Source organism: Streptococcus sp. ELY_90 (assembly GCF_058314475.1).
Window position 1 is genome coordinate 127,968 of the sequence record NZ_JBZFUJ010000001.1, and the last position, 18,069, is coordinate 146,036.

Consider the following 18,069-nt stretch of genomic DNA (forward strand, 5'->3'; position numbering starts at 1 on the left):
TTGACATCTATTAAGATATTAAGGGTCTTCGCCAAAGGCGGAGGCCTTTTGATTTTGCCGGGAGTTACTCCTATAAATTTTACTTATGGCAGTCCATAAATAAGCTTAATGCCTGAATCGGTTGATTTTAAAGGGGGTTACGGCTATAATAAAAAACAATTAAATACATCATACTGATAAGAAAAAGTAAAAGTTTGCCGCTAAACAGAGAGTCTTCGTCAGGTGTGAGAAGATTAGCCGGTCGCTTTGAATATGGTCTTTGAATGATAACAATCAAGGGAGTTTTTTCTGAAATTGTTAGGGGTAAGCCCCATACAGCTTTCCAGTATATTTAGGTGTACTGATGGAGTTGGTATTTGTGAGAATACCATAAATTCAAGGTGGTAGCACGTTTTAACGTCCTTGCAAGGCAGCAGCTTTGCAAGTTTTTTATTTGGATGATGTCAAAGGAGGATTTTATGAACGATACATTTTCAACATTAATTATTGTAGCAGCTGCGCTTCTTTTATTAGCGATCTTAGCTTTTGTCCATAGAAAAAGAGTGGGCTTTACGAGTTTAGTCTTGCTGTCGCTGGTTTTGGGAGCGGCTTTTGGCTTCGTTCTCCAGCTGATTTTGGGGGCAAAAAGTCAGATTTTAGCCCAAGCTCTTGATTGGATCGGAATTGTTGGAAACGGCTATGTGTCGCTTCTTAAAATGCTGGTAGTGCCGCTGATTTTTCTATCCTTGGTTGGTGCCTTTACACAGCTGGAAGTAAAACAAAATCTTAAGAAAATTACAGGGATTACTCTGAGCATTTTGCTGGGAACGACAGCTATTGCCTCTTTGATAGGTTTTTTCACGACTGTCTTATTTAAGCTGCAGGGAGCTAATTTTACCGGAGGAGCAGGCAAAGAAGCTCTGGCCAGCATTCAGGAACACCAAGGTGAAATCGAAGGTCTTACGCTGCCTCAGCAGATTGTCAGTTTTCTGCCCAGCAATATTTTTGCCGATTTTTCCGGCAGCCGGGCGACAAGCACGATAGCAGTTGTCATTTTTGCACTTTTGGTCGGCTTTGCTTATTTGTCTGTTCAAAAAAGTGACCCTGAATATGCAGCCGTTTTTGCCAAGGGAATAAAGGCACTGCAGCTGATTATCAATCGGCTTGTTAAATTGGTTTTAGCACTGACGCCTTATGGCACTTTCGCTCTGATTACCAATACCATTGCGGTAAATTCTCTGGCAAGTATCGGCCGTCTAGGACTTTTCATCGCAGCTGTCTATACCGCTTTGATTCTCGTTTTGCTGGTCCATACGCTGATACTGCTCATCAATCGTATCAACCCTTTTCTATATTATAAAAAGGCACTGCCGGCATTGCTTTTTGCCTTCAGTTCACGTACGAGTGCAGGGACTCTGCCCTTAAATGTCAAAATTCAAACAGAATCTCTGGGTGTCAGCCCGACCGTTGCTAACTTTGCTGCCAGCTTTGGTCTGACGATTGGGCAAAATGGCTGCGCCGGGGTTTACCCGACCATTGTTGCCACTATTATTGCACCGACGGTTGGTATTAATATTTTTTCATGGCAGTTTGTCCTGATGCTTGTTCTGATTGATGTCATTGCTTCTTTCGGTGTTGCCGGTGTTGGCGGCGGAGCTTTATTCACTACCTTGATCGTCTTGGGAGCGCTCAATCTTCCTGTAACAACTCTGGGCGTTTTGATTGCAATCGATCCGATTGTGGATATGGGGCGGACCTTGGTAAATGTCAACGACAGTATTTTAGCAGGACTCATTACGGCCAAAGAGACCAATCAGCTGGATGACAGTATTTTAAATGATGCAGCAGCTGTTCATTCTATATAAGGGCTAAAAATCGCATTTAGCCAGCAGTTGTTGCGCTATTATATGCTGATCGCTGTATTATAAAGGAGGACATGTTATGTCAAATATATCAGCTGCCTATCAAACCCTAAAATCAGCTAAATGGGTGGATCTAACCCATCAAATCAACGACCAAAGCCCGCATTTTCCGCCTTTGCCTGCTTTGGAAAAGAAAGATGTTTTTACTTTAAAAGATGGTTTTCATGTGCAGCAGTTTTCTGTTGTCGGTCAGTATGGCACTCACATTGATGCCCCTATTCACTTTGTAGAAGGCGGCCGCTGGCTGGATGAGATCGATTTGAAAGATTTGCTTTTGCCCTTGGTTGTGATTGATAAATCACAGGCAGTGGCAGCTAATCCTGATTATGAACTGACTAAAGCAGATATTATTGCTTTTGAGGCAGAGCACGGTAAAATCCCTGCCGGCAGCTTTGTGGCCTTTCGCAGTGATTAGTCAAAGCGCTGGCCGGATCAAGAAGCCATTCGCAATCTTGACGATCAAGGAGTGCAGCATACACCCGGCTGGTCGCATGGGGCTTTGGCATTTCTAATTCATGAGCGAAACATTTCAGCTCTAGGTCATGAAACTTTGGATACGGACAGCGGTGTCCGGGCCGCCCAAAACGGCCGTTTAGCCGAAGAATATTATGTGCTGGAACAGGATATCTATCAGCTTGAGGTACTGGCAAATCTTGACCAAGTACCCGCAACAGGAAGCTTGATAGCTATCGCTTACCCGCATTGGGAAAAAGCCACAGGTTCACCGGTTAGGGCAGTAGCTATTTTACCGGAGTGAGCCTAGGGAAGGGCAATTTAATATAATATTAATAATAAGGAGGAAGATTTGCTTAGAATCTTCCTTTTTTAATATCAGACGACATTAATGTCGCTATTTTTTTAGGACTTATTTTCTTACAATGGGGTTATAGAACTTTAAAAGGCTAGATTGAATAATTTCACAAGATTATTTTTCTTGAAATTGACATAAGAAGGGGAATGATATGACTTACAAAGGATATAAGATAAAAAAACGACTTGCTATTGCAGTGAACCGTGATAAGTGGTCTGTCTCTAATGACAGCAGATACCATTGAGACGAAGGCAGACAGCTAGATTCAAAAATTTCAAGCGATCCAAGTCTCAGGTATAAATCAGCTAGTAGCAACTAGTCTTATTGAAAAAGTTGCTGAAAAATTCACAATTAGAAAATGGTATTAGAGAAGTTCGAATAAGAGATTAGTCATGGTTCATGGTTGAAAATCCGAGTTAAAGTAATTTATTTCTTTGTGCCTTTTAACTTAAAATATCTATTTCAAAATTTATTTATAAATAGGGGTATCATTTCATTATTTCAACATTATGATAAAATTAAAGTTTGTCTTTTGTAAAACTAGATATTAGGAGGAAGGAAGACATGTATCTGCAAATCCAAAATATTCAGAAATCATTTTCTGATAAGCGCGTTTTAGATGGAGCTTCCTATCGCTTTCAACAGGGTAAGATTACTGGTCTTTTGGGTCGCAACGGAGCAGGGAAAACAACGCTCTTCAGTATTCTTTATGGAGAATACGAGGCAGATGAGGGTCAGATAGAGCTGATAGAGGCAGATGGTCAGATGCGGTCCTTGCAGATTGAGGATATTGGCATGGTTTTTTCAGAAAACTATCTGCCAGATTTTATGACGGGTTATGAGTTTCTTCAGTTTTATATCAGTCTTCATGGTGGTCCGGATAGCCAGTCGGCGGAGGACTATTTAACCTTTATGGATATTTCACTCAAGGACGGGCATCGTCTGATTAAAGGCTATTCTGCCGGAATGAAGAGCAAACTCTCATTGCTCTGTATTCTGATTGCCCGACCACAGGTCATCTTGCTGGATGAACCCTTAACCGCAGTTGATGTTGTCTCCAGCATCGCGATTAAAAAGATGTTATTACAGCTGCGGGAGGATCATATCATTCTGCTCTCCACTCATATTATGGCTCTGGCAGAGGATCTCTGCGATGAAGTAGTAGTTCTGGATAAGGGACGGTTGACACGTCTGGATTACAATGAGCAGCAGGAGCAGTTTGAAGAAAGCCTGCTTAAGGCCTTGAAAGGAGGGAAATAGATGACTTACCGATCCCTGATTTTTCTCCTTCTGCGTCTGGAGCTAGTCCAGACCTATAATAACACACTCTACCTGCTGCAAAAAATTCCTTGGTTGGGCAGTTTTATTAAAGACAGTCTCTACGACAGCAAGGTCAAGCAGGTAGCTAGTGTTATTCGGATTCTTCTAGTTGGCTTCCAGCGCTTAGCTAAGTTGTTGCTCTATTTGGGTGGTCTTCTGATTACAGCTACTGTCTGGTTTTCTCTCCAAGGAAAATTTTTTCAGGAACTTTCCTGGCCGGCTGATTTGGCCAATTCTTCTCAAAGTCTGATAAAAGGTTTGGCTATCGCTTTTTCGCTCATTATGAGCAGTTTTGTGAATAATGAGCTCATTAGGGTTGACTTTATGAGTCGGCGCCAGCTAGTAGCGCTAAAGGTCTTTCATATACAGACAAGACCTTACTATCTATTGACAGAAATTTTGGAGCTTCTGAGCCAGTTTCTGACTCTGGGAATTGGTTTAGGAGCAATTTTTGCTGTTAGCGGCTGGCCTGTTCTTGAAGCTATCTTTTTTGCTAGTCTGACCTTGGGCTTCCGAGTCTGCCTGAGAGCTTTGACTCTGAATCTATACCGTCCCCAACATCGTAGCCCTAATCGTTATCATACGATTCTCGCCTTTGCAGGGATTTCTATCGGCTTGGCATATCTCGCGGGGCTTTTCTGCCTAGGTAAGGGTTTGTCCAGCCAGTGGGCTTTTAGCTGGCCGGCTGGTCTGCTCGGAACAGTTTTGCTTGGTTTTGGTTTGTGGCGTCTGTCTGTTGCTAAAAATCTAGATTTTTTAGCTCGGCGTCTGGTGACTTTCTCAGTTCTGAGTTCCTCTGCCAAGCAATTTTCAGAGGCTAATCGGACTGGCTTGGGCTTCAAGGAAGGAGATATCGCCGTTACCGTCTCCATTGCACCTGGACAAAAGACAGGCGCTGCCTACCTCAATCAGGTTTTTCTCAGACGTTTGGGCTGGGCGCTGAAGAAACGGGTCGGTCTTCGTCTGTTGATCATTTTGTTGGTAACATGTCTAGCCCAGTTGATGCTCTTTCTAAATGTGGACTTTTTAGATAGAATACGGCAGATCCTGCCCTTTGACAGTCTGCTTATCCTGACCAGTTTACTGGGCTACATCGCCTATCTGGGTGAATATTATATGAAATATTGCTTTTTCAACCTAGACCGCCACTTCTTAAAATTTAACTATTATCGGCAGCCTAGCTTTGTCTTAGCAATCTTAAAAGTCCGGCTGCAGACTTCTCTCGTCTACAATATTCCTATATTCCTAGCCTTGGTTTTGGCTTCCGTCTCTTTGTCTGCAGTGATTTATGGTTTTAAGTTCGAGCACTTCCTGCTTATCCTGCTTTGTCAGCTTGTTGCCCTTCTCTTTTTCAACCTCCATTTTCTCTATCTCTACTTTCTTCTTCAACCTTTCACCGTGGAAATGCGATCGCGCAGTTATCTGTATACGATTATCAGCGGTGGGACTTATATGCTTTTTTGGCTTTTACTGCAAAACTTTAGACACTTGACACTTTCTCTCCTTGGGTTGATGGGACTGGTAGTTCTGCTCTATATCATCTTTGGTGCCTACTTAGTCTTGACTTGGGCTCCCAAGACCTTTAAACTACGGTAGAATTTATTGAAGGTAGGAGGAGGAAATGTCCAGATAGAAGTTGCTTTTCCTTTAGGGGCATTTAATTTCACGACCTGTACTGGAAGCTTGTCTTTTAAATTTTTTGCGATTTTTGTAACTTTTAGACCTTATGTCATAACGATAAGACTGCTTTCTTGCCCCTCTATAAGCAAAACAACAATAGCTCATAAAATTTTTCCAAGTAAAGTATTTTACTGAGAATTTTATGAGTTTTTTAATTGCACTTATATTGTAAATTCTAGACCTAAAAAGCAATTTTCAAGCCTGAAAGAAAAACCGCACCCTTTTAGTCTAACTAGTGATGATATCACTGTTACAGAAATAACATATTTTTAATATTGAGAAGATATTTTTTTGGGGTACAATTAATTTGGATGGTTGGATTTATCTATAGGAATTGCATCACACTCTTTTAACCTTAATGGGAATTAGGAGATATGATTATGGTTATTAGAAAAAAAGAATTGGGACAGCTTATTAGGGATAAAAGAAAAAGTAAACGCTTATCACAAAGAAATCTTTGTGGGAACGAAGAGAAATTGACTATTCGCTAGTTGCAACGCATTGAAAAAGGGATATCCTTGCCGACGTTAGAGAAGTTGGAGTATATTGCCAGGATGCTCGAAGTACCGATTTCTGATTTACTTGGAGGAGGCGGCCTCCAACTATCTGAAGGTTATCTGGATATGAAAAATCAGATTGTTAAATTTCCAACCTATGGGGACAAGAAGCGCATCCAAAAAAAGATAGATTTGATTGAGGATATCTATGAGAAGTACTTTGATGTACTCCCAGAGGATGAGTTGCTTTTTTTAGACCTATCTGAAAAGCTCATGGGTGCGCTTCAAGGGGGTAAGCTGCCTGATATCAAAGAAATCTATGACGATGTCTTTGAACAAACCCTTCAAAAGAAAAAATTTGCTTTTAATGATTACCTTTACTTAGCTTATTTCCTGCAAAAATCTGCCTATGAAACCTACTACGATATAAAGACAGTTAAAAAAATTGCGCGAAAGTTACTCCGACAAGAGCTTGAAGCAAATGAACTCTATAATGTTGAGTTACTATTAACAGTAACGAATATGGCAGCGGTCTATGCTTTGCATGGTGACTATAAGAATGCTAAGCCTCTTATTGATAAAGCTCAGCAGATTATTGATAGAACCCAGCTGTACACTTATAAACCAGCAGTAATAGAACTAGAAGCGATGTATAAAGTCAGGGAAGAAGGGAATAAGACTCGAGCGAAGGAACTCTATCATCAGGCTCTGATGTTGGGAGAAATCCTTGAAGATGCTGCTGTAATTGCCGATGTTAAGATGGAGATGAAAAAAGACGGAATCGACTAATTGATAGAGCCATAATTTTCAATAGCGACATTGATGTCGCTATTTTTTTTAAAAGAAAACAGGTAGAATAAAATCATCAACTGAAAGAGAGAAATTTGTAAAATGAAAATGAAAGTAAGAAAAGTACTCGAAATTTTAACAATAGCTATCATGCTAGGGATAGTGATTCATTAAAATTTGATATCTGCCTTGAACTTAGATAATGAGACATAATAGTTAGAAAAGATTTATTTTGAAAAAGTATCTTTATATTCTCAGGTAGATGAGCGTAATTGTGGTGTGGTTGCTCTGGGAATAATTCCCAAGCAGTTCTCTTTATAATAATCCAAAATAAAGCTTTATGACAGAGGCTTTATTTTTTTTTGCTGTAATTTTATTAGATAATTCAAATAAATGTCTGTTGCTATGGACAATAATTAGTAAAATACTGGTAAGAAATATTGCTATCATAAGGATGTAAAGGAGGAAGCTTAGATGAGCCTGAAAGGCAAAAGTGAGGAACTCATATATCTCCTGCTAACTCAAAGGGATTTTATCACGTCTGATGTTTTGGCGCAAAAATTAAACACGTCAGCTAAAACGATTTACAGATGGGTCAAAAGTATCAATGAAGATTTGCCGGACGGTCCCTTGATTATCTCTGAAAAAGGAAGGGGGTACAAGCTGGACTATGATCGCTATTTGCTGCTGTATGAAAATAAGCCGCATGCCGATTATTCCCCCCAGCAAAGAAGAAGTAAGCTAAAGCAATTATTGCTCCTGCAGGCACCAAAACCCGTCAGTGTATTTGATGTTATGGAGGAGTTCTTTTTAGGGGAATCCGTTTTGATTGCTGATGAGAAAATTATCGCTCAGGATATTAAAAAGTTTGACCTGAAATTGCTGCGTAAAAAACGAACGCTGGCTATTGAAGGGCAAGAAGAAAATATCCGCCGCGCTATACTGGCTGGGATTCAGCATGATCAGATTCTTGATTTTGTTGACTTAAAGGAACATTCCGATCTGGATATTGATGAAAAAGATGCAGCATTTATTCTTTATCAATTAGAAACAATTGAGAGACACCTTTCCGGGAAAATTCCTTATCCTTATAATATCAACATTTTTTTGCACTTGTATATTTTGATGGAGCGTATCAGAGCCCATCAAACTTATGCCTATGACACAGAAAAAAAGGGACTGAGGGATGCCTCTGACATTTTGCTGGACATATCTCAGGAAGTTATCAAACATCTGGAAAGTTATTTGCAGCTGCCGATTCCAAGAGTTGAAGTCTACTATCTTTATCAGTATTTATCAGCTTCAAGGCTGGAAAAAGTCAGTTCTGAAAGTATTTCCTTTTCAGAAGAAGTAGTGGGAATTACGCGGACTTACTTGACATTAATGAATCAGAAATGGGCCTTTGATATCACGAATCAGGATATTTTCTTTGATCTGGCTAATCATATCAAGCCTATGCTCAAACGTTTGGAGCAAAAGATTATGGTTCAAAATGGTCTGCTCAGTCAGATTAAACTGGTTTATCCCGATCTTTTTAACAAGGTCTGTCAGACGTCAGAAGAAATCAGCCGCATTTACCATCTGGCACCCATTTCGGCAGATGAAAACGGGTTTATAACGCTTTACTTTGCCAAATTGCTGGAGACTGGCGGCCGTAAATTAAGAACTGTGATTGTCTGTACGACCGGTATCGGTATTTCAGAATTGCTGCGGGCTAAAATTGCCAATAATTTTTCAGAATTGGAAATTGTTGATGTGATTGCTTCGCGTGAGGTTGAACACTTAGAGGAAACCTATCCTGCGATTGATCTGCTAATCTCAACCATTCCCCTTAAGCAATCGCCGTCTTACCACTTTTTACTGGTAAATGGAATGTTTACTGCAGAAGATCAGGAACGGCTGCGGCAAAAGATTGGAGAAATCAAGAATGAGCTCTGAATTAGTTAAACAAGTGTTTGTCGGAAAATCTTTTCAAAAAGCGGAAGAGGTCTATCACTTTTTAGCTGAGCAGATTGATGCTTCTATCAGTCAGCATTTGAAACAGAAACTGTTTTTACGTGAAAAACTGGCTAACATTCAGATTGACAAGCAGACAGTCCTGCCGCATCTTGAATCAAGCGAGCTTAGGCAAAGCCAGCTTTTGATTCTGCGTTTAGCTGAGCCTATTGAGGACTGGAGTGAGACCATCAAAAACATCAGATTAGTGATCTGCCTGGCTTTGAAAAAAAATGAAGAAAGAGCTGTTAAAGATGAGATCAGACACTTTATGACAAATCTGGCAGATGATGCTTATGTTGACAAGCTGTTAACAGACAGCAAAACAACTATCGAAAAAATTTTATAAATAGGAGGAAAACTATGAAAATCGTTGGAGTAGCAGCATGTACCGTTGGGATTGCCCATACTTACATTGCTCAGGAAAAATTAGAAGCGGCAGCTAAAAAAGCGGGACATACGGTCAAAATCGAGACACAAGGCACCATCGGTATTGAAAACGAGCTGAGTGCTCAGGATATTGCAGAAGCCGATATTGTGATTCTAGCCATTGATGTCAAAATTTCCGGAGAAGAGCGCTTTGCCGGCAAGAAAACAGTCAAGGTACCGACAGAAGTTGCTATCAAATCGCCCAATAAGCTGATTGCCAAACTGGCAGAAGTCGCCGCTCAACAATAGGAAGGACAAGCAATGGAAGCAAAGGATGCTATTGATGTCAAATTGATCGACACTCATTTATCGGCAAAAACCAAAGAAGAGGCCCTTCAGGCACTGTCTGGTTTGCTGCTTCAGGAAAACAAGATTTCTGATCAGAAAGCCTTTATCAAGGATGTCTATGAACGTGAAGCGCAGGGGCAAACAGGTATCGGCAATTTTGTAGCTATTCCGCATGGGAAAAGTCCCTTTGTTACTGTTCCTGCTGTAGCCATTGGTATTAATGACCGGGAAATTCCTTGGGAGAGCCTTGATGGCAAGGGCGTGCGCGCAGTGATTCTTTTTGCGGTGGGTTCGGATGCTAAGGCAGCGAAGGAACATTTAAAGCTGCTCGCTCTTTTTGCTAAAAAATTAGGCAACGATCAGGTCGTAGCAAGGCTCTTACAGGCTGAAAGCCCAGAAGATGTTTTGGCTGCATTTTCATCATAGGAGGAGAGAAATGAAAGATTTATTGAAAAAAGCTAATTTGAAAGGCCATTTGCTGACTGCTATTTCCTATTTGATCCCCATCGTCTGCGGGGCAGGCTTTTTAGTTGCTATTGGGATGGCTATGGGCGGTCAGTCTCAGGACGCGCTCATCATCGGGAAATTTTCATTTTGGGATGCTATGGCAACCATGGGCGGCAAGGCTTTGGGTCTCTTACCTGTTGTTATTGCGACTGGGATTGCCTTCTCAGTTGCCGGAAAACCGGGGATTGCACCGGGTTTTGTTGTCGGTTTAATTGCCAACAGTATCAGTGCCGGCTTCATCGGCGGTATTTTGGGCGGTTATATTGCTGGTTTTCTGGCTCTTTATCTGTTAAAGAACCTTAAAGTTCCAAACTGGGCAAAGGGCTTGATGCCTACCTTGATTGTGCCTTTTGTGACAGCCTTTGTCAGCAGTTTGATTATGATTTACCTGATTGGCGGTCCGATCAGCGCCTTTACCAGCTGGCTGACAACCTTCTTAAAAGGGCTCAGCTCCTCATCGCGTATTGTCTTTGGCGGTGTTGTCGGAGTGCTCAGTGGTGTTGATTTTGGCGGTCCGCTCAATAAGACGGTCTATGCCTTTGTCTTGACCCTTCAGGCAGAAGGCGTCAAAGAACCCTTAACTGCTTTGCAGCTGGTAAATACGGCTACCCCTGTTGGTTTCGGTCTGGCTTATTTTATTGCCAAACTGATGAGAAAAAACATCTACAGCAAGGATGAAATTGAAACGCTGAAATCAGCTGTTCCCATGGGGATTGTCAATATTGTTGAAGGGGTTATTCCCATTGTCATGAACAATCTGATACCGGGCTTGATTGCAACCGCCATAGGAGGTGCAGCAGGCGGTGCTGTATCTATGACGATGGGAGCTGATTCAGCGGTGCCTTTTGGCGGGATTCTGATGATTCCGACCATGACACGGCCGCTGGCCGGGATTTGCGGATTGCTGATCAATATTTTGGTAACAGGCTTAGTTTATGCCGTGATCAAAAAGCCTGTTTCCAAGGAAGCAACAGCGGAAGTCAATCCAGAGGATGAAGCAGATATCAGTCTTGATGACTTTGAAATTCTATGAGAAAGCGAGGAAGTAGAGATGTCAGCAGTTGAAATATCACCCTCTTTGATGTGTATGAATCTGGATAAATTTAAAGAAGAGCTTACGTTTCTTAACCAGCATGCCAGTTCTTATCATATTGATATTATGGACGGGCATTTTGTTCCCAATATTACGCTGTCTCCCTGGTTTATCGGTGAAGTCAGAAAGCTCTCCAACCTGCCCTTGTCCATTCATCTGATGGTTAGCGATCAGGCCTTCTGGGTGGCTGAGATGATAAAGATGAACTGTGAGTGGATTTGTATGCATGCCGAAGCTCTTAACGGCTTAGCCTTTCGGTTAATCGATCAGATTCATGATGCCGGTTTAAAGGCGGGAGTTGTTCTTAATCCTGAAACACCAGTAAGTGCCATTCTGCCTTATATTGACTTGCTGGATAAGGTCACCGTGATGACGGTTGACCCGGGTTTTGCAGGGCAGCGTTTCTTAGAATCAAGCTTGGAAAAAATTGTTGACTTAAGACATCTAAGAGATGAGCACTTTTACCATTACGTGATAGAAATGGACGGCTCATCTAACCGCAAAACCTTTAAACGCATTGATGAGGCGGGGCCGGATATCTATATTGTCGGCAGGAGCGGCTTGTTCTCCCTGACGGATGATATTGCGCAGTCATGGGCAATCATGGAAAAAGATTATGAAGAGACGACAGGAAAAAGGCTGTAAAAGCCTGTACCACTGAGCCACTCTTTCTTTAAAATACTTGTAAAATCTTAAAAGTTGCAGGAAGTTCCTGCAGCTTTTTGTTATTTACAGGGCTGTAAGGGATTGTTTATAATGAATTTATCACAAGGGCAGCTGCTATAGTGAATACTAACTGGTTTGACAGATTACAGGCTTGTTTGGTTTGTGGCCTTTTCCTGCGGGAAATTTTCTCATCTGAAGCTGCTTTAACCCACTGTAAGTAATAGGTAAGTGTGTCAGGAGGTGATTTAGAAATGCTCACCAAAAGACAGGTAAAATTGCTGGGTCTGCTTGAGCAGGAGCCGTCGTTTCAAACGGCAGCCCATTTAGCTGCAAAATTGGGGATTTCTGAGCGAACGGTGTACACGGAAATGAAAGCGCTTCAGAATTCTGGCTTAAACATCGTCAGAAAGCGCGGCGTGGGCATTGCTGTTGATAAAAAATTGGGCAGCGAAAGACCGGCAGAAGACGAGGATCAAAGCCTGAAAAGAAGAGTTGCCATCATGATTCGGCTGATTTTCAAAGCTCAAACAGTAACCTTTAAGTCCTTGTCTGAGGAATATTTTGTCAGCAAAACATCTATCAAACAGGATTTTACGTTTATCGAAAAGACTTTGGGCAAGGGCAATGGTTTCCGTCTGCTTAGCAACCATAAAGGCACCAGAGCTGATTGGAAGGACTCTGAAGAAAAGCTCAATGCTCTGCTTAATTTTAATCAGCTCCTGATTGAGCACGCCCAGTCTTTAAGCCCGTTACCGTTAGAAGATGATATCGATATTCTATTGATTTCTTATCCTCATGAAGCTGTAGGGGTCTGTGAAAATATCCTTTACAGCTATATCAGAGAGAACATCAATACCATCTCTGAGGTTTATATCCAAAGTTTTCTCAGTGTTCTCATTGCCTTAGTCTATCAACTTTTGCAGGGAGAGCACTTATCTGTAAAAGAGGGGCTGTTGAACCGAAAAACGCATGCCTTTTATATTGACAGCGCAGTGAAAATTCTGCATAAAGCATCTGTGCGCCTAGGTTTTTCCTATACAAACGGTGATATTGAATATCTATCTTATATGCTCCTCAATTACCGCTTTGAGCCGATTCCGGCAGCTTATGTCGATGATGGACTGGTTGAGCGTTTGATTGAAGAAGTGTCTCAGGCCTTAACGATTGATCTTTCAAGTGATGAGCATTTGCTGGAGCAGTTAAGAATTCACATTCCCGCCATGCTCCAGCGCCTGCAGTCGCACACCTTTGTCAAAAACCCTTTTACAGAGCAGATAAAGCTGGAATACTCGGTAGTATTCAATATCTTATGGCTGGTGATGACGGATTTTAGTGATGAATTGGGTCTTGACATCAATGAAGATGAGATTGCTTTTTTAACGATTTACTTCCAGCTGGCCATCGAAAAGGCCGGCATCAGCCGAAAAATTCTGGTGATCTGCCCGACAGGCATTGTGACGTCAGAACTGTTAATCAATCGCATCAAAAATGCTCTGCCTTCGCTGGATACGCTGGAAGTTGCTTCGGTGCCGGAAGCCGCAGAGCTCGATCTAAACCAGTATGATTTTGTTTTGACCACGGTAAAGCTAAAGCGGCAAGAAAGTAATTGTTACTATGTTTCACCCTTTATCAGCAATAGGGAGCTGATCAGTATTTTTAGCGAAAAAAACAAGCAGAACAAGATTTTGACCAAATCGCCGGAAATTCTGAAGCACTATATTTTGCCTCATTTGGTTTTTACGGATAAAAAATATGCCTCCAAAAAAGATGTTATCTTAAGTGTTGGCGAGCATTTGGAGGAAGAAAAGCTGGTAACCGGGGATTTTAAATATGATGTTTTGAAGCGTGAAGAGCTGGGCGGCACTGACTTGCCCTTAGGTGTTGCCGTTCCTCACGGCAAGCCGGTGCATGTTTTGAAAACCTTTGTTGCGCTTATTACCAGCTGTAAAAAATATAAGTGGAATACTTACTATGTTGATACTGTTTTTATGATAGGAATTGCCCAGAAAGATTTAAAACAAGCCAGAGCCATTATTGCCAGCATTTATCAGATTATTAATGATGAAGCAAAATTGAAGACACTCAGACAGGAAAAAGACGTTAAGGAGGTTTTAAAAATCGTTTATGGAAAAGACTGATATTATCCGGCAGGAATTGATTTTTCTTGATTATGACAGTAACAGCAAGGATCAGATTATTAAACTGATTGCCAAAGCAGCCGAGGCTATTGACTATGTCAGCGATGCAGACTTGTTTTTTCAGGCTGTTTTAAAAAGGGAAGCTGAAGTGCCGACAGCTATTGGCTATAGCATTGCTATTCCGCACGGGAAAACAGATGTCGTCAAAAAGCCTTTTATCGCTTTTTTACGGACTAAGAAAAAATTTAGGTGGAGTCAAGAAGATAATGAAAAGGTTCAGCTGATTTTTCTGATCGGGGTTCCGGAGACAGGGACCGAAAAACTGCATTTAAAGTTCATTTCGCAGGTCAGCAAAAAGTTATTGGACGAACAATTTCGAGAGGAACTGCTGCAGCAAGATAAAGACAAGGTTTTTCAGCTATTAAATGCGATTGATGTATAAGGAGGCTCAAAATGAAAATAGTTGCCGTAACAGCCTGCCCGACAGGCATTGCCCATACTTACATGGCTCAGGAGGCGCTTGAAAAAGAGTGTGAAAAACGCGGTTATGACTACCAGGTTGAAACCCAAGGAGGAATGGGCATTGAAAATGAATTGGAACAAGAAACTGTAGATGAAGCGGATCTTGTCATTTTGGCTATCGCCGTGGAAATTGAAGGACAGGAGCGCTTTGATGACAAGCGGGCTCAGGGAAAGGTTCTGACAATTGATCCGGGAGAAGCTATTAAAAACCCGTCTGAAGTTTTAGATCAGGCAGAAGCACTATAAGAATAAGAGGGTAAAATGATGAATAAAAAAATATGGAAAGACTTGCAAAAAGCTTTCAACACCGGGGTCTCTTACATGCTGCCTTCGGTTGTGGTCGGCGGTGTTTTTCTGGCAATCGCCCTGTCCACCGGAAAGCCAACCGACAAGGGGATGGAAATCACCAGTCAGTTCATGAAAAACCTGAATGATTTAGGTTCTGCCGGCTTTGCGATGATGATTCCGCTTTTGTCGGGCTATATCGCTTATTCTATTTCCGGAAAGCCGGCCTTGGCTCCGGCTATGATTTTAGGCTACATCGCCAATAATCCTATTGGTGCTGATCAGGTCAAAACAGGTTTTTTAGGGGCTATGCTCTTGGGAGTGCTGACAGGTTATTTTGTCAAATGGACTAAAAACTGGAAGACGCCGCAGCTGGTCAGAACCTTGATGCCCATTTTGATTGTCCCTATTATAACGACCTTTGTTTTGGGAATGGTCTATATCTATATCATTGCCGTGCCGATTGGGGTTGTCATGGATTGGCTGGTGAAAACACTGGGTGAGATGCAGGGAGGCAGTGCCATTGTTTTGGGCTTGATTATCGGCGCTATGACAGCTGTTGATATGGGCGGTCCTATCAACAAGACGGCAACAGCCTTTACGCTTGCTTTGATGGCAGAAGGCATCTATTCGCCTAACGGTGCTCACCGGATTGCGGTAGCTATTCCGCCTTTAGCCGTAGCTATTTCAACCTTTATTGACCGAAAGAAGTACAGCAAAGAAGACCGTGATTTGGGGCTGTCTGCCTTCTTTATGGGTTTGATAGGCATTACCGAAGGTGCCATACCTTTTGCGGTAAAGGATATGAAACGTGTCCTGCCCGCGATTATTATCGGCAGTGCTGTCGGCGGTGCTCTTGGGATGGTAAATAATGTTGAGGCCCTGGTGCCTCACGGCGGTCTCATCATTTTGCCTGTTGTTAACGGAAAACTCTGGTATGTTATTGCTATGCTGATTGGTACTTTGATTTCAGTTGCTATCCTGCATTTTACCAAACCGGATATTGAAGAATGAAAAACTAGTAATTGAACACGGCTTAAAATCCTAGTAAAAAAGATAACCCCTTGTGTCTTAGCGACACGGCGCCCGTTTCCTATTTTTATACGGATTTCTTTACGCCCTTAGTATCTTAAATAAAGGAGAAACATTATGACAAAACTTCCAATTAAAGAGACCGTTCAAGGGCTCTTGGAACTGCAAAAAACCGGCGAAAGCGCCACTCTTTTGGGAATCGGTCCCATGTCTAAAAACTGTGTGCAGGCGGCTTTGGAACTCTCGCAGGAAGATGACTATCCGGTCATGTTTATTGCCAGCCGCAATCAGGTTGATTTGGATGAGCTTGGCGGAGGCTATGTTAACGGCTGGAATCAATTCACCTTTGCTCAGGCGGTCAAAGAAGTTGCAGAAGATATTCATTATGACAATCTTTACTATCTCTGCCGCGACCACGGCGGTCCTTGGCAGCGTGATAAGGAGCGCAACAGCCACTTGCCGACAGATGAGGCCATGAAACTGGGAGAGCAGTCTTATGTAGGAGATATTGAAGCAGGTTTTGATTTGCTTATGATTGATCCGACCAAGGATCCTTTTGAAATCGGCAAGGTCATTCCGCTTGAAACCGTTTTGGAGCGTACAGTTGCCCTGATTGAGTTCTGTGAAAATGAGCGTAAAAAGCGCCAGCTGCCGGAAATCGGCTATGAAGTCGGCACGGAAGAAACAAATGGCGGTTTAACCTCAACCGAAACCTATGAAACCTTCATCAAACAGCTGCAGGCAGAGTTAGGCAAGCGAGGTCTGCCCATGCCAACTTTTATCGTCGGCCAGACAGGAACCCTGACGCGCAAGACAGAGCAAGTCGGACACTTTAATTTTAAAAATGCTTATGATTTGGCTCAGATGGCAAAAAAATACGGTGTCGGTCTCAAAGAGCACAATGGTGACTACCTCGATGATGTTACGCTTTTAGAACACTTGCCTTCAACCATTACAGCGACCAATGTCGCACCCCAATACGGTACGGAAGAAACAAGAGCCTATCTCAATTTGGCTCAAGTTGAAGCCAAATTAGTTGAATACGGCTTGGTTAAAGAAGCTTCCAAAATTCGCGAAACCCTGCTGGTAAAAGCGATTGAAAGCCAACGCTGGAGAAAGTGGATGGTGGGAGATCAGGTCAATCTGACAGTTGAAGAAATCAAAGCAGATGAGGCCCTGTCGGAAGAAATTTTGGACATTGCCGGTCACTATACTTTCAATAATCCGGCTGTAAAAGCGGAAATTGAAAAGCTTTATGCCAACTTAGCAGCTCACCATATTGACGGTAAGCGCTATGTCATTGATCATATCAAGCGGCCTATCAGAGACTATGCAGAGTGCTATAACTTGAAAGGTGTTACCAGCCGTATTAAAAATCTCAAAATCTAAAGACATACAGCCTGCTTCATTTCACAGATCATATAACGATCAGCCTATCAGAAACTTTTGATGACGTTTTTGATAGGTTTTTTGGTTTGAAACGCTATTTCAGAAAATTTTCAAAAAAGAGCTTACGTGACCGTGTAAATTATGATATGCTAGTTTTCAGAACAAAAAAGGAGGCGAGTAATGCCAAGAAATTTTAAAGAAGCCATGCTTTTTACAACCATGATGTGCGGATTAATGGTGCTGGGAATGAGTGCCTATAATTTGACAGTGGTCGGCCATTTCAGCTTTAAAGCCCTAGCTTTGGGCTATATTCCCGGATTTGTCCTTGCTTTTCTAGCTGATACTTTACTAGTGGGTCCGCTGGCCAAAAAGATTGCCTTTTATTTTTTGAAAGACCATCATAAGCGCTGGCAAAAAATTCTGACCATCTCCGGCTTGATGATTCTCGGAATGGTTTCTATCATGTCTTTATATGGCCTGCTGATCAATCGGGTTACTTTGACGCTGCCGGTTTATCTGGGAGCCTGGCTGACAAACTTTGTGATGGCAGTTCCCTTAAATTTTCTGCTTGTGGGACCTGTTTCACGCTTTATCTTAGGCTATCTGCAAAAGCCCTTCCCTAATGAAGACAAAGTGGAAGATTTTGACGATGACGATGAAATACCAACCATTATTTAAGAAAACATAACTATAAAAAATAAGACAGGGTACAGCGAAATGCTCCTGT

Annotated in this window: 15 protein-coding genes, 2 pseudogenes and 1 other annotated feature; all 17 genes and pseudogenes read left to right on the forward strand. The window is 42.0% G+C overall.

Annotated features, from left to right (window positions below):
* The first annotated feature begins 164 nt into the window (after positions 1 to 164).
* Positions 165 to 407 (forward strand) — a binding site (T-box leader).
* A gap of 51 nt (positions 408 to 458) precedes the next feature.
* The 17 genes and pseudogenes from AC4HAF_RS00595 to AC4HAF_RS00675 all read left to right on the forward strand — a co-directional run bounded on the left by AC4HAF_RS00595 (position 459) and on the right by AC4HAF_RS00675 (position 18,020).
* Entirely contained in the window at positions 459 to 1,844 is a 1,386-nt protein-coding gene (locus AC4HAF_RS00595; RefSeq protein ID WP_491096253.1) for a cation:dicarboxylate symporter family transporter, read from the forward strand.
* Between the two features lie 76 nt (positions 1,845 to 1,920).
* Positions 1,921 to 2,658, forward strand: a pseudogene (locus AC4HAF_RS00600) (cyclase family protein).
* 618 nt (positions 2,659 to 3,276) lie between these two features.
* Positions 3,277 to 3,972 carry an ABC transporter ATP-binding protein gene (locus AC4HAF_RS00605; RefSeq protein WP_491096254.1) on the forward strand — a complete coding sequence of 232 codons (696 nt, stop codon included), beginning with the start codon at positions 3,277 to 3,279 and terminating at the stop codon, positions 3,970 to 3,972.
* Positions 3,973 to 5,628 carry a hypothetical protein gene (locus AC4HAF_RS00610; protein ID WP_491096255.1) on the forward strand — a complete coding sequence of 552 codons (1,656 nt, stop codon included), beginning with the start codon at positions 3,973 to 3,975 and terminating at the stop codon, positions 5,626 to 5,628. It abuts the gene before it with no gap.
* A gap of 464 nt (positions 5,629 to 6,092) precedes the next feature.
* Positions 6,093 to 6,998 (forward strand): annotated as a pseudogene (locus AC4HAF_RS00615) (helix-turn-helix domain-containing protein).
* A gap of 474 nt (positions 6,999 to 7,472) precedes the next feature.
* The gene (locus AC4HAF_RS00620; RefSeq protein ID WP_491096256.1) at positions 7,473 to 8,936 is read left to right on the forward strand and encodes a BglG family transcription antiterminator; all 1,464 of its coding nucleotides are present in this window, start codon (positions 7,473 to 7,475) and stop codon (positions 8,934 to 8,936) included.
* The gene (locus tag AC4HAF_RS00625) at positions 8,926 to 9,342 is read left to right on the forward strand and encodes a PTS sugar transporter subunit IIA (protein WP_491096257.1); all 417 of its coding nucleotides are present in this window, start codon (positions 8,926 to 8,928) and stop codon (positions 9,340 to 9,342) included. Before AC4HAF_RS00620 ends, AC4HAF_RS00625 begins: the two co-directional genes overlap by 11 nt.
* A 14-nt stretch (positions 9,343 to 9,356) precedes the next feature.
* Positions 9,357 to 9,671, forward strand: a complete 315-nt coding sequence (locus AC4HAF_RS00630) for a PTS fructose transporter subunit IIB (protein WP_491096258.1) — start codon at positions 9,357 to 9,359, stop codon at positions 9,669 to 9,671.
* Between the two features lie 12 nt (positions 9,672 to 9,683).
* Entirely contained in the window at positions 9,684 to 10,136 is a 453-nt protein-coding gene (locus AC4HAF_RS00635) for a PTS sugar transporter subunit IIA (RefSeq protein WP_491096259.1), read from the forward strand.
* A gap of 10 nt (positions 10,137 to 10,146) precedes the next feature.
* Positions 10,147 to 11,250, forward strand: coding sequence for a PTS fructose transporter subunit IIC (locus AC4HAF_RS00640; protein WP_491091676.1), 1,104 nt, complete (start codon positions 10,147 to 10,149; stop codon positions 11,248 to 11,250).
* Between the two features lie 18 nt (positions 11,251 to 11,268).
* Complete coding sequence (gene alsE, locus AC4HAF_RS00645; RefSeq protein ID WP_491096260.1) at positions 11,269 to 11,955, forward strand: D-allulose 6-phosphate 3-epimerase; 687 nt, start codon at positions 11,269 to 11,271, stop codon at positions 11,953 to 11,955.
* Positions 11,956 to 12,227: 272 nt separating this feature from the next.
* Positions 12,228 to 14,114: a BglG family transcription antiterminator gene (locus AC4HAF_RS00650; RefSeq protein WP_491096261.1), complete on the forward strand. Its 1,887-nt coding sequence runs from the start codon at positions 12,228 to 12,230 to the stop codon at positions 14,112 to 14,114.
* Entirely contained in the window at positions 14,101 to 14,556 is a 456-nt protein-coding gene (locus tag AC4HAF_RS00655; RefSeq protein ID WP_491096262.1) for a PTS sugar transporter subunit IIA, read from the forward strand. Before AC4HAF_RS00650 ends, AC4HAF_RS00655 begins: the two co-directional genes overlap by 14 nt.
* A gap of 11 nt (positions 14,557 to 14,567) precedes the next feature.
* Complete coding sequence (locus AC4HAF_RS00660; RefSeq protein ID WP_491096263.1) at positions 14,568 to 14,882, forward strand: PTS fructose transporter subunit IIB; 315 nt, start codon at positions 14,568 to 14,570, stop codon at positions 14,880 to 14,882.
* Positions 14,883 to 14,897: 15 nt separating this feature from the next.
* Positions 14,898 to 15,935, forward strand: coding sequence for a PTS fructose transporter subunit IIC (locus AC4HAF_RS00665; protein ID WP_491096264.1), 1,038 nt, complete (start codon positions 14,898 to 14,900; stop codon positions 15,933 to 15,935).
* Between the two features lie 135 nt (positions 15,936 to 16,070).
* Positions 16,071 to 17,342, forward strand: coding sequence for a class II D-tagatose-bisphosphate aldolase non-catalytic subunit (locus tag AC4HAF_RS00670; protein ID WP_491096265.1), 1,272 nt, complete (start codon positions 16,071 to 16,073; stop codon positions 17,340 to 17,342).
* Positions 17,343 to 17,522: 180 nt separating this feature from the next.
* Complete coding sequence (locus AC4HAF_RS00675; protein WP_491096266.1) at positions 17,523 to 18,020, forward strand: DUF2798 domain-containing protein; 498 nt, start codon at positions 17,523 to 17,525, stop codon at positions 18,018 to 18,020.
* Positions 18,021 to 18,069: the final 49 nt, after the last annotated feature.

Bases quoted from the DNA above. Each gene is read 5' to 3' on its own strand.
- AC4HAF_RS00665 (WP_491096264.1), top strand. From the start codon at position 14,898: ATGATGAATAAAAAAATATGGAAAGACTTGCAAAAAGCTTTCAACACC.
- AC4HAF_RS00635 (WP_491096259.1), top strand. From the start codon at position 9,684: ATGGAAGCAAAGGATGCTATTGATGTCAAATTGATCGACACTCATTTA.
- AC4HAF_RS00650 (WP_491096261.1), top strand. From the start codon at position 12,228: ATGCTCACCAAAAGACAGGTAAAATTGCTGGGTCTGCTTGAGCAGGAG.
- AC4HAF_RS00595 (WP_491096253.1), top strand. From the start codon at position 459: ATGAACGATACATTTTCAACATTAATTATTGTAGCAGCTGCGCTTCTT.
- AC4HAF_RS00640 (WP_491091676.1), top strand. From the start codon at position 10,147: ATGAAAGATTTATTGAAAAAAGCTAATTTGAAAGGCCATTTGCTGACT.
- AC4HAF_RS00625 (WP_491096257.1), top strand. From the start codon at position 8,926: ATGAGCTCTGAATTAGTTAAACAAGTGTTTGTCGGAAAATCTTTTCAA.
- alsE (WP_491096260.1), top strand. From the start codon at position 11,269: ATGTCAGCAGTTGAAATATCACCCTCTTTGATGTGTATGAATCTGGAT.
- AC4HAF_RS00655 (WP_491096262.1), top strand. From the start codon at position 14,101: ATGGAAAAGACTGATATTATCCGGCAGGAATTGATTTTTCTTGATTAT.
- AC4HAF_RS00605 (WP_491096254.1), top strand. From the start codon at position 3,277: ATGTATCTGCAAATCCAAAATATTCAGAAATCATTTTCTGATAAGCGC.
- AC4HAF_RS00660 (WP_491096263.1), top strand. From the start codon at position 14,568: ATGAAAATAGTTGCCGTAACAGCCTGCCCGACAGGCATTGCCCATACT.
- AC4HAF_RS00675 (WP_491096266.1), top strand. From the start codon at position 17,523: ATGCCAAGAAATTTTAAAGAAGCCATGCTTTTTACAACCATGATGTGC.
- AC4HAF_RS00630 (WP_491096258.1), top strand. From the start codon at position 9,357: ATGAAAATCGTTGGAGTAGCAGCATGTACCGTTGGGATTGCCCATACT.
- AC4HAF_RS00610 (WP_491096255.1), top strand. From the start codon at position 3,973: ATGACTTACCGATCCCTGATTTTTCTCCTTCTGCGTCTGGAGCTAGTC.
- AC4HAF_RS00620 (WP_491096256.1), top strand. From the start codon at position 7,473: ATGAGCCTGAAAGGCAAAAGTGAGGAACTCATATATCTCCTGCTAACT.
- AC4HAF_RS00670 (WP_491096265.1), top strand. From the start codon at position 16,071: ATGACAAAACTTCCAATTAAAGAGACCGTTCAAGGGCTCTTGGAACTG.